Source organism: Pseudomonas sp. UBA6310 (genome assembly GCF_002438225.1).
GTDB classification, from domain to species: Bacteria; Pseudomonadota; Gammaproteobacteria; order Pseudomonadales; family Pseudomonadaceae; genus Pseudomonas_O; species Pseudomonas_O kuykendallii.
On sequence record NZ_DJTK01000064.1, the window covers coordinates 36,650 to 47,543 of the forward strand.

10 protein-coding genes and 1 pseudogene are annotated in these 10,894 nt (G+C 62.5%); 8 read left to right on the forward strand and 3 right to left on the reverse strand.

Going from position 1 to position 10,894, the window contains the following annotated elements; translation table 11 throughout:
• Window positions 1–188 precede the first annotated feature (188 nt).
• From rimP to B3E91_RS15305, 8 genes are all read left to right on the forward strand, one after another.
• Window positions 189–647 (forward strand): ribosome maturation factor RimP, encoded by a 459-nt coding sequence (gene rimP, locus B3E91_RS15270; RefSeq protein ID WP_287030259.1) that lies wholly within the window; start codon window positions 189–191, stop codon window positions 645–647.
• A gap of 48 nt (window positions 648–695) precedes the next feature.
• Entirely contained in the window at window positions 696–2,177 is a 1,482-nt protein-coding gene (gene nusA, locus B3E91_RS15275; RefSeq protein ID WP_273234266.1) for a transcription termination factor NusA, read from the forward strand.
• A 26-nt stretch (window positions 2,178–2,203) separates the two neighbouring features.
• Window positions 2,204–4,705 carry a translation initiation factor IF-2 gene (gene infB / locus B3E91_RS15280; protein ID WP_286785330.1) on the forward strand — a complete coding sequence of 834 codons (2,502 nt, stop codon included), beginning with the start codon at window positions 2,204–2,206 and terminating at the stop codon, window positions 4,703–4,705.
• A 110-nt stretch (window positions 4,706–4,815) separates the two neighbouring features.
• Window positions 4,816–5,199, forward strand: a complete 384-nt coding sequence (gene rbfA / locus B3E91_RS15285) for a 30S ribosome-binding factor RbfA (protein ID WP_090223609.1) — start codon at window positions 4,816–4,818, stop codon at window positions 5,197–5,199.
• Window positions 5,200–5,202: 3 nt separating this feature from the next.
• Complete coding sequence (gene truB / locus B3E91_RS15290; RefSeq protein ID WP_090223607.1) at window positions 5,203–6,120, forward strand: tRNA pseudouridine(55) synthase TruB; 918 nt, start codon at window positions 5,203–5,205, stop codon at window positions 6,118–6,120.
• Window positions 6,121–6,240: 120 nt separating this feature from the next.
• Window positions 6,241–6,510 (forward strand): 30S ribosomal protein S15, encoded by a 270-nt coding sequence (gene rpsO / locus B3E91_RS15295; protein ID WP_287030260.1) that lies wholly within the window; start codon window positions 6,241–6,243, stop codon window positions 6,508–6,510.
• 183 nt (window positions 6,511–6,693) lie between these two features.
• Complete coding sequence (gene pnp, locus B3E91_RS15300) at window positions 6,694–8,799, forward strand: polyribonucleotide nucleotidyltransferase (RefSeq protein ID WP_287030262.1); 2,106 nt, start codon at window positions 6,694–6,696, stop codon at window positions 8,797–8,799.
• Between the two features lie 268 nt (window positions 8,800–9,067).
• Window positions 9,068–9,436, forward strand: coding sequence for a BON domain-containing protein (locus tag B3E91_RS15305; RefSeq protein ID WP_090223602.1), 369 nt, complete (start codon window positions 9,068–9,070; stop codon window positions 9,434–9,436).
• 397 nt (window positions 9,437–9,833) lie between these two features.
• On the opposite strand, the gene B3E91_RS15310 is transcribed toward B3E91_RS15305, so the two are convergent.
• The 3 genes and pseudogenes from B3E91_RS15310 to B3E91_RS15320 form a co-directional block, all read right to left on the reverse strand.
• On the reverse strand, window positions 9,834–10,136 hold the full coding sequence (locus B3E91_RS15310; RefSeq protein ID WP_090223600.1) for a DUF2845 domain-containing protein: 303 nt from the start codon (window positions 10,134–10,136) through the stop codon (window positions 9,834–9,836).
• A 55-nt stretch (window positions 10,137–10,191) separates the two neighbouring features.
• Window positions 10,192–10,479: a DUF2845 domain-containing protein gene (locus tag B3E91_RS15315; RefSeq protein ID WP_273234276.1), complete on the reverse strand. Its 288-nt coding sequence runs from the start codon at window positions 10,477–10,479 to the stop codon at window positions 10,192–10,194.
• A pseudogene (locus tag B3E91_RS15320) lies at window positions 10,476–10,894 on the reverse strand (hypothetical protein); the annotation flags it as partial. The gene B3E91_RS15315 and the pseudogene B3E91_RS15320, both read right to left, overlap by 4 nt.

Below are 10,894 nucleotides of genomic sequence, written 5' to 3' on the forward strand. Positions count from 1 at the left end.
GGTAGCTCGTCGGGCTCATAACCCGAAGGTCGTTGGTTCAAATCCAGCCCCCGCAACCAGTAGTAGCGAAGCCCCTTTTCAGGGGCTTTTTGCTAGCTGGACAGTCTGCCGCCGGGCAATTCCAGGCGGCTTCAAGGGATGGGCGTTTCGCCCATTTTTTATTTGCACAGCATGCGCGAGGGGCTTTCGTGTCGAGCAAGCTAGAACAGTTGCAGGCCATGTTGGCGCCGGTAGTGGAAGCCCTGGGTTACCAATGCTGGGGCGTCGAATTCATTTCTCAGGGTAAGCATTCGCTGCTGCGGGTCTATATCGATAGCGTCGATGGAATTCTGGTCGAGGACTGCGAAAAGGTCAGTCGCCAGATCAGCGGCGTGCTCGATGTGGAAGATCCCATCGCCAGCGAGTACACCCTCGAAGTCTCTTCTCCGGGAATGGACCGGCCACTGTTCACCTTGGAACAGTTCGCCGCTCATGCCGGTGAGCAGGTCAAGATCAAGCTGCGTTCGCCCTTCGAGGGGCGGCGCAATTTTCAGGGCATCCTCCGCGGTACGGAAGAACAGGACGTAGTGGTGCTGGTCGACGATCACGAATACCTGTTGCCGATCGATTCGGTCGACAAAGCCAACATTATTCCCCGTTTTGACTGAGGGGCGGATCCCCGCGGGTCCAATGGATTGCGAGAGGCGAGGCGTACGATGAGCAAAGAAGTACTGCTGGTTGTTGAGTCGGTGTCCAATGAAAAGGGCGTACCGGCCAGTGTGATTTTCGAGGCGCTTGAGTTGGCCTTGGCCACGGCGACCAAGAAACGCTATGAAGATGACGTCGAGTTGCGGGTGGAGATCAATCGCCAGACCGGTAACTACGAGACGTTCCGTCGCTGGACCGTGGTCCCCGACGAGGAGTTCGAGGAGCCGGCGGCCCAGTACACCCTGGACCAGGCGCAGGAGCGCAAGGCCGACGCCCAGTACGGCGACGTGTTCGAAGAGAAGATCGATTCCATCGAGTTCGGCCGCATCGCTGCGCAGACCGCCAAGCAGGTCATCGTGCAGAAGGTGCGCGAAGCCGAGCGTGCGCAAGTGGTCGAGGCCTATCGCGACCGCGTTGGCGACATCATCTTCGGCACCGTGAAGAAGGTCACCCGCGACAACGTCATCGTCGACCTCGGCAACAACGCCGAAGCGCTGCTGGCCCGCGAAGACATCATCCCGCGTGAGACTTTCCGCGTCGGCGCCCGCGTGCGTGCGCTGCTCAAGGAAATTCGCGCCGAAAACCGTGGTCCTCAGTTGATCCTGTCGCGCACCGCGCCGGCGATGCTGATCGAGCTGTTCCGCATCGAAGTACCGGAAATCGCCGAAGAGCTCATCGAAGTGATGGCCGCCTCGCGTGATCCGGGTTCGCGCGCCAAGATCGCCGTCCGCTCCAAGGACAAGCGCATCGATCCGCAGGGCGCCTGCATCGGCATGCGCGGTTCGCGCGTGCAGGCGGTGTCCGGCGAACTGGGCGGCGAGCGTGTCGACATCGTGTTGTGGGACGACAATGCCGCGCAGTTCGTGATCAACGCCATGGCCCCGGCCGAGGTGGCGGCGATTATCGTCGACGAAGACGCCCACGCGATGGACATCGCCGTTGGCGAAGACAATCTCGCCCAGGCCATCGGGCGCGGCGGCCAGAACGTTCGCCTTGCCAGTCAGTTGACCGGCTGGACGCTGAACGTGATGACCGAGGCCGATATCCAGGCCAAGCAGCAGGCCGAGACCGGCGACATCATGCAGGCCTTCATCGATGAGCTGGAAGTCGACGAGGAGCTCGCCCAAGTACTGGTTGAAGAGGGTTTCACCAGTCTGGAAGAGATCGCCTACGTGCCGATGGAAGAGATGCTCAACATCGATGGCTTCGACGAAGATATCGTCAATGAGCTGCGTTCCCGTGCCAAGGATCGCCTGCTGACCAAGGCCATCGCCAACGAAGAGAAGTTGGCGGATGCCCAGCCGGCCGAAGACCTGCTCTCGCTCGAGGGTATGGAGAAGGACCTGGCGTTGGAACTGGCAATGCGCGGGGTCATCACCCGCGAAGATTTGGCCGAGCAGTCGATCGACGACTTGCTCGACATAGACGGCATGGATGAAGAGCGTGCCGGCAAGCTGATCATGGCCGCCCGAGCCCATTGGTTCGAGTAAGCAGTCGCGGTCGAGGAGAGAGATGCATGACGCAAGTCACGGTGAAAGAACTGGCCCAAGTGGTCGACACACCGGTCGAGCGCCTGCTGCTGCAGATGCGTGAGGCAGGTCTGTCGCACACCAGCGCCGAGCAAGTAGTGACCGATAACGAAAAGCAGGCCCTGCTGGCCCATCTGAAGGGCAGCCACGGCGAGAAACTGGAAGAGCCGCGCAAGATCACTTTGCAGCGCAAGACCACCACGACCCTGCGGGTTGCCGGTAGCAAGACCATCAGCGTCGAAGTGCGCAAGAAGAAGACCTACGTCAAGCGCAGCCCTGACGAGATCGAAGCCGAGAAGCAACGCGAGCTGGAAGAGCAGCGCGCTGCGGAAGAGGCGGCTCGCCTGAAGGCCGAGGAAGAAGCCAAGCGTCGCGCCGAAGAAGAAGCGCGCCGCCAGCAGGCGCAACCTTCCGTCGAAGAAGTGGGCGCAGCCGTGCCTGCCGCGGCCGTCGCCGAAGTCGTCTCCGTCGAGCTTCCAGTCGCTGCGGCACCCGTCGAAGAGCGCAAGAAGGAAGAAGTGCGGCGCCCCGAGAAGGCGCGCAGCGATGACGACGAACGTCGTGATCGCAAGCACACCCAGCATCGCCCCGCGCCGAAAGACAAGGTGCCCGCTCCGCGTGTCGCACCACGCAGCACCGACGACGAAAGCGACAGCTTTGGCCGTCGTGGTGGCCGCGGCAAGGCGAAGCTGAAGAAACGCAATCAGCATGGGTTCCAGAGCCCAACAGGACCCATCGTGCGCGACGTGAATATCGGTGAAACCATCACCGTGGCCGACCTGGCTGCACAGATGGCGGTCAAGGGCGCTGAAATCGTCAAGTTCATGTTCAAGATGGGCACCCCGGTGACCATCAACCAGGTGCTGGATCAGGAGACTGCCCAACTGATCGCCGAAGAGTTCGGCCACAAGGTCAAGCTGGTCAGCGACAACGCCCTGGAAGAGCAACTGGCCGAATCGCTGAAGTTCGAAGGTGAATCCTTCCACCGTGCGCCGGTCGTTACCGTCATGGGTCACGTCGACCACGGCAAGACCTCGCTGCTCGACTATATCCGTCGCGCCAAGGTGGCCGCTGGCGAAGCCGGCGGTATCACCCAGCACATCGGTGCCTACCACGTGGAAACCGACCGCGGCATGGTCACCTTCCTCGATACCCCCGGTCACGCTGCGTTCACCCAGATGCGTGCCCGTGGTGCCCAGGCTACCGATATCGTCATCCTCGTGGTGGCAGCCGACGACGGCGTGATGCCGCAGACCCAGGAAGCCGTGCAGCATGCCAAGGCAGCCGGCGTTCCGATCGTGGTCGCGATCAACAAGATGGACAAGCCGGAAGCCAACCCGGACAACATCAAGAACGGCCTGGCCGCGCTCGATGTGATTCCGGAAGAGTGGGGCGGCGACGCGCCTTTCGTGGGCGTCTCGGCCAAGGCCGGTACCGGCGTCGACGAGTTGCTGGAAGCCGTACTGCTGCAAGCCGAGGTTCTCGAGCTCAAGGCTACGCCGACGGCCCCGGGCCGCGGTGTGGTGGTCGAATCCCGTCTCGACAAGGGCCGTGGCCCGGTAGCCACTGTGCTGGTTCAGGACGGCACCCTGCGTCAGGGCGACATGGTCCTGGTCGGCGTCAATTTTGGCCGCGTGCGCGCCATGCTTGACGAGAACGGCAAGCCGATCAAGGAAGCCGGCCCGTCGATTCCGGTCGAGATCCTCGGCTTGGACGGCACTCCGGATGCTGGCGACGACATGACCGTGGTCGCCGACGAGAAGAAGGCCCGCGAGGTTGCCCTGTTCCGTCAAGGCAAGTTCCGCGAGGTCAAGCTGGCTCGTGCGCATGCGGGCAAGCTGGAAAACATCTTCGAGAACATGGGCCAGGAAGAGAAGAAGACGCTCAACATCGTCCTCAAGTCCGACGTCCGTGGTTCGCTGGAAGCGCTGCAGGGTTCGCTCAGCGGCCTGGGCAACGACGAAGTCCAGGTGCGCGTGGTCGGTGGCGGCGTCGGTGGCATCACCGAGTCCGATGCCAACCTGGCGCTGGCTTCCAACGCGGTGCTGTTCGGCTTCAACGTGCGTGCCGACGCCGGTGCTCGCAAGATCGTCGAGGCCGAAGGCCTGGACATGCGTTACTACAACGTGATCTACGACATCATCGAAGACGTCAAGAAAGCCCTGACCGGCATGCTTGGCAGCGATGTTCGCGAGAACATCCTCGGTATCGCCGAAGTTCGCGACGTGTTCCGCTCGCCGAAATTCGGCGCGGTCGCCGGTTGCATGGTCACCGAGGGTCTGGTGCACCGCAATCGTCCGATCCGCGTACTGCGCGACGACGTGGTGATCTTCGAGGGCGAGCTGGAATCCCTGCGCCGCTTCAAGGACGACGTGTCCGAAGTGCGGGCCGGCATGGAGTGCGGTATCGCCGTGAAGAGCTACAACGACGTCAAGGTCGGCGACAAGATCGAAGTCTTCGAGAAGGTCCAGGTGGCGCGCAGCCTCTAAGCTGCTTCCGTCGCTCAACGCAACGCCCGGTTCGGCTCTGCCTGACCGGGCGTTTGCCGCTTATGAACCGGTCGGGTTTTTCTTCCGCCCGGTGTACAGGTAGTCAGAACATGGCCAAAGAATTCAGCCGTACCCAGCGTATCGGCGACCAGATGCAGCGAGAACTGGCGCTGCTCATCCAGCGTGAAATCAAGGACCCGCGCCTCGGCCTGGTGACCATCACCGCCGTCGAGGTCAGCCGCGATCTGTCCCACGCCAAGGTGTTCATCACCGTGATGGGGCAGGACGACGACAAGATCGCGTCGAACCTGAAAATTCTGCAGGACGCCGCCGGCTTCCTGCGCATGCACCTGGGCAAGGCAATGAAGCTGCGCACCGTGCCGCAGATGCATTTCCACTACGACGCCAGCATTCGTCGCGGCGTAGAGCTGTCGGCGCTGATCGAGCGTGCCGTGGCGGAAGACCGCAAGCACAGCGGCGAGTCCGAGGAGTAAGCCTTGGCTCAGGTGAAACGAATCCGCCGCAACGTCAGCGGAATCCTGGTGCTCGACAAGCCGCGGGGCTTCAGCTCCAACGCCGCGCTGCAGAAGGTCCGCTGGCTGCTCAATGCGGAGAAGGCCGGCCACACCGGCAGTCTCGACCCGTTGGCGACCGGCGTGCTGCCGCTGTGCTTCGGCGAGGCGACCAAGTTTTCCCAGTACCTGCTGGACGCCGACAAGGGCTACGAGACCGTCGCCCAGCTCGGCGTGACCACCACCACCGGCGATGCCGAGGGTGAAGTCACCCATCGGCAGGCGGTCGACGTCAGTCGCGAGGCGCTGGAAGCCGCGCTGCCGGGCTTCCGTGGGGATATCCAGCAGATTCCGCCGATGTACTCGGCGCTCAAGCGCGATGGCCAGCCGCTGTACAAGCTGGCGCGGGCGGGCGAAGTGGTGGAGCGCGAGGCGCGTTCTGTTACTATTGCGCGCCTGGAATTGCTCGACTTCGAGGCCGACAAGGCGCGTCTGGCGGTAGCCTGCAGCAAGGGCACCTACATTCGCACGCTGGTCGAGGACCTTGGTCAGCAACTGGGCTGCGGGGCGCATGTCGCCGAACTGCGCAGAACACAGGCCGGCCCCTACTCCCTGGCCCAGGCGATCAGCCTGGAAACCCTGGAACAGGTGCATGCCGAAGGCGGCGCCGAGGCACTGGACCAGTTCCTGTTGCCGTCGGACAGCGGCCTGGAGCATTGGCCGCTGATCCAGCTGTCGGAACACAGCGCCTACTACTGGCTGCACGGCCAGCCGGTTCGCGCCCCCGAGGCACCGAAGTTCGGCATGCTGCGGGTACAGGACCACAATGGCCGCTTCATCGGTATCGGTGAAGTGAGCGAAGACGGGCGCATCGCGCCGCGTCGACTGATTCGATCGGAGTGATCGATACCGCGTGCGGATTCGTCCGCGCGGGGCAACGAGGGTGGCTGTCAGCAGGCACGGTCATTCCTCTTTTAAAAACACGGGACCTGTCCCGGCCTGTTCACTCAAGGAGCCCTAATCATGGCACTGAGCGTTGAAGAAAAATCCCAGATCGTTAACGAGTACAAGCAAGCTGAAGGCGACACCGGTTCTCCGGAAGTGCAAGTTGCACTGCTGACCTTCAACATCAACAAGCTTCAGGATCACTTCAAGGCCAACGGCAAGGATCACCACTCGCGTCGTGGCCTGATCCGTATGGTCAACCAGCGCCGCAAGCTGCTGGATTACCTGAAGGGTAAGGACACCACTCGTTACAGCACCCTGATCGGTCGCCTGGGTCTGCGTCGCTAAGACGCTGCCTGAGCCGGAAGCTGGAAGTTTGCGACTGGAGGCCGGGTATGCCGGTTTCCGTTCACAGGCTTCCAGCTTTCTGGCTTTTTATCAGGACGGTTTTCGGGTCCGAATCCCGGCACTGCCCGCCTATTTCGCAAGAAGCGCAGTTTCCCCAAAGGCAACGAAGAGAAGGAAAACACCGTGAACCCGGTCATCAAGAAATTCCAGTTCGGTCAGTCGACCGTTACCCTCGAGACGGGTCGTATTGCCCGCCAAGCCTCCGGCGCTGTGCTGGTCACCGTCGATGAAGACGTCACCGTGCTGGTTACCGTGGTCGGCGCCAAGAGCGCCGATCCGAGCAAGGGCTTCTTCCCGCTGTCCGTGCACTACCAGGAAAAGACCTACGCCGCCGGCAAGATTCCCGGTGGTTTCTTCAAGCGTGAAGCACGTCCTTCGGAGAAGGAGACGCTCACCTCGCGCCTGATCGACCGTCCGATCCGTCCGCTGTTCCCGGAAGGCTTCATGAACGAAGTGCAGGTCATCTGCACCGTCGTTTCCACCAGCAAGAAGACCGATCCGGACATCGCTGCGATGATCGGCACCTCGGCCGCCCTGGCCATCTCCGGCATTCCCTTCGACGGCCCGATCGGCGCCGCTCGCGTGGCCTTCCACGAAAGCACCGGCTACCTGCTAAATCCGACCTACGAACAGCTCAAGGCCTCCAGCCTGGACATGGTCGTGGCCGGCACCAAGGATGCCGTGCTGATGGTCGAATCCGAAGCCAAGGAACTGACCGAAGACCAGATGCTGGGCGCCGTGCTGTTCGCCCACGAAGAATTCCAGGCCGTGATCAAGGCCGTTGGCGAACTGGCTGCCGAAGCCGGCAAGCCGACCTGGGACTGGCAGCCCAAGCCGGCCAACACCGGCCTGCTCGACGCCATCCGCAGCGAATTCGGCGAGGCCATCTCCCAGGCCTACACCATCACCCTCAAGCACGAACGCTATGACCGTCTCGGCGAACTGCGCGACCAGGTCGTCGCCAGGTTCTCCGGTGAGGAAGGCCAGCCGTCCGCCGGCGAAGTCAAGGACGCCTTCGGCGAGATCGAGTACCGCACCGTTCGCGAAAACATCGTCAACGGCAAACCGCGTATCGACGGTCGCGACACCCGCACCGTGCGTGGCCTGAACATCGAAGTCGGCGTGCTCGACAAGACTCACGGCTCGGCGCTCTTCACCCGTGGCGAAACCCAGGCACTGGTCGTTGCTACCCTCGGCACCGCCCGCGACGCGCAGCTGCTCGACACCCTGGAAGGGGAGAAGAAAGATCCCTTCATGCTGCACTACAACTTCCCGCCCTATTCGGTCGGCGAGTGTGGCCGCATGGGTGCCACCGGCCGTCGTGAGATCGGTCACGGTCGCCTGGCCCGTCGTGGCGTTGCCGCGATGCTGCCGAGCGCCGACGAGTTCCCCTACACCATCCGCGTGGTCTCGGAGATCACCGAATCCAACGGCTCCAGCTCGATGGCCTCGGTGTGTGGCGCGTCTCTCGCGCTGATGGATGCTGGTGTGCCGATGAAGGCGCCGGTCGCCGGTATCGCTATGGGCTTGGTCAAGGAAGGCGAGAGATTCGCCGTTCTGACCGACATCCTCGGCGACGAAGACCACCTGGGCGACATGGACTTCAAGGTGGCCGGTACCGCCAAGGGCGTCACCGCGCTGCAGATGGACATCAAGATCCAGGGCATCACCGAAGAGATCATGGAAATCGCGCTGAACCAGGCTCTGGAAGCGCGTCTGAACATCCTCGGCCAGATGAATCAGGTCATCGCCCAGTCGCGTACCGAGCTGTCGGCCAATGCGCCGACCATGATCGCGATGAAGATCGACCAGGACAAAATCCGCGATGTCATCGGCAAGGGTGGCGCGACCATCCGTGGTATCTGCGAAGAGACCAAGGCCTCGATCGACATCGAAGACGACGGCTCGATCAAGATCTTTGGCGAAACCAAGGACGCCGCCGAGGCTGCCAAGCAGCGCGTACTGGCGATCACCGCGGAAGCCGAGATCGGCAAGATCTACGTCGGCAAGGTAGAGCGCATCGTCGACTTCGGTGCCTTCGTCAACATCCTTCCGGGCAAGGACGGCCTGGTGCACATCTCGATGCTGAGCGATCAGCGCGTCGAGAAAGTCACCGACGTGCTGAAGGAAGGCCAGGAAGTCGAAGTGCTGGTACTGGACGTCGATAACCGCGGCCGCATCAAGCTGTCGATCAAGGACGTCGCCGCTGCCAAGGCATCGGGCGTCTGATCGATCAGGCGACAGGAAAAGGGGCCCTTCGGGGCCCTTTTTCGTTTTCGGCACCAGGCGAAGGCGCCCCGAAAAACAGTGCAAATTGCATGTGGAAAATTTCGCCGACTTGCAAAGTGCAAGGAGGCCGCTTCGTTGTCGTTTTTCAAGTGCCTGAATTTATTGGATTTATGTTTGTCTAGAAGATGGCACAGCGCTTGCGCTGTTATACGTGGACTGCGGCGGGACATAGCTGCAGGCACTATCAGAAAAACAGGAGTACATCCGCATGAAACAGCCTTTCACCAAGTGGACTTTTGCCGCTGTCGCCGCCACTGCTCTGAGCCTGCCCCTGGCCAATGCCGCGTTTGCTGCTACCCCCGTTCAGTCTCAGCCGCAAATGCTGGCCGCCAACGAGAAAGTCGATCAGGCCGAAGAAGCGGTTTCTGATACCTGGATCACCAGCAAGGTCAAATCCAGCTTCCTCGCCGATGACAGCATCAGCGGCCTGGACATCAAAGTAGAAACCAACAAGGGTGTGGTTTCGCTCTCCGGCGTAGTGCCGAGCGATGCCGAGCGTGACCTTGCCGTGCAGAAAGCCAAGACAATCAAAGGTGTCAAAGCTGTCTCCGCAGACGGCCTGAAGTCCACCGAGTAACACGCCGCGTGCCGACCGCTGCAGCCAGGATGGCGCTGCCTGAATCCGGAGGATTGCGGTCACAGTCAGCCCGCTCATAGCGAGGACTGTCGCAGGGAAGACCGCTCAGGATGAGCGACAGGAACGCAGTCCGCTGCTGACCGACAGGAAGTACAAAGCCCCGCCCGGACAACCGGGCGGGGCTTTTTTATGCGCTATACAGGCTTGAACGTGCGCGCCGCTTTCTATCGTGGGTTTGCCCTTGAGCGCCGCCGGGAAACACCGCGCTATTTGGTGCGCACGGCGCACCCTACCGTCCCCGGCACCGCATCACCGTAGGGTGCGCCACGCGCACCAACAGTCCGCACGGCGTCCCCGCGCGCGTGGCATCTGATGACTTTCGTGTCGGCTGGCGCGCCTAGTTGCGCTTGCTGTCGACGTTGACCAGCCGGTTGCCCTCGAAGCGCAGGTAGTAATACATGCCGTTGCGCGGGCCGTAGAGCCACTCCTCCACCTGCACCTCGTTGCGATAGCCGTAGTCGTCGGTGCGTTCGCGGTAGCCGAGGAAGTCGCGGCTGACCGGATCGCCGCATTTGCCCGCCACCTCCGCCATGTGATCGTCCGTCGTGACCAGCGCATTACCGCAGCGAAACGACGAGGACGCCTGGGTCTGGGCGGCCAGGGGAAGCAGGCAGAGAAGGGCGAGAAGACGGTAGGTCACGATGGGTGGCTGCTGGATGAGGAGCGGCCAGCCTACACCCGAGGCTGGCGCGCTGTCAGGGGCGCCGCGATTCAATTCGTATCAGCCGGTTTCCCTCGAAGCGGAGGATGTAGAGCATCCCGTTGTTGGGGCCGTAGATCCACTCTTCGATCTTCAGGTCGGCGCGCGAATAGCCATCGGTGAAGCCGACCAGATCGCGTTCCCGGGGTGCGCCGCACTTGTTCTCCACCTCGAAGGCGCGATCGCCCACGCTGACCAGGTTGCTACCGCAGCGCATGCTGTCGGCGGCCATGCCCGTCGAGGCCACCACGCCCAGCAGCGCACCGATGGCCCAGCGGCTCATCCTGCATCCAGGTGCAGAGCGGTGGGCACCGGACCGCTTCCTTCGCCCTGGATCAGGCTGACGTCGAGCAGGTAGATGCGCTGATCCTCCAGGCCGCCGCGTTGCACCAGGTAATCCTTGATGTTCGCGGCGCGGTCCTGGGCCAGCTTGCGCGAGAGCAGGCTGGTCGGGCGCTGTACCCAGGAGCCGATCACTGCCTCGCGCATCTTCGCCACGCGCTGTTCGCGGTCGAGCTCTTTCCACTCCGCCGGCGGCTGCTGCTTGAGCCGATCGCGGTAGATGCCTTCTAGCAGCGCGGGCTTGTCATCGTCCTCCACCACCAGCTCGTCGGCGCTGGCCGGCACCTTGTCGCCGCGCCGCTGCAGCATGCGGTACCTGACGGTGCGGTACTCACGCTCCAGGCGCTGCTCGGCCA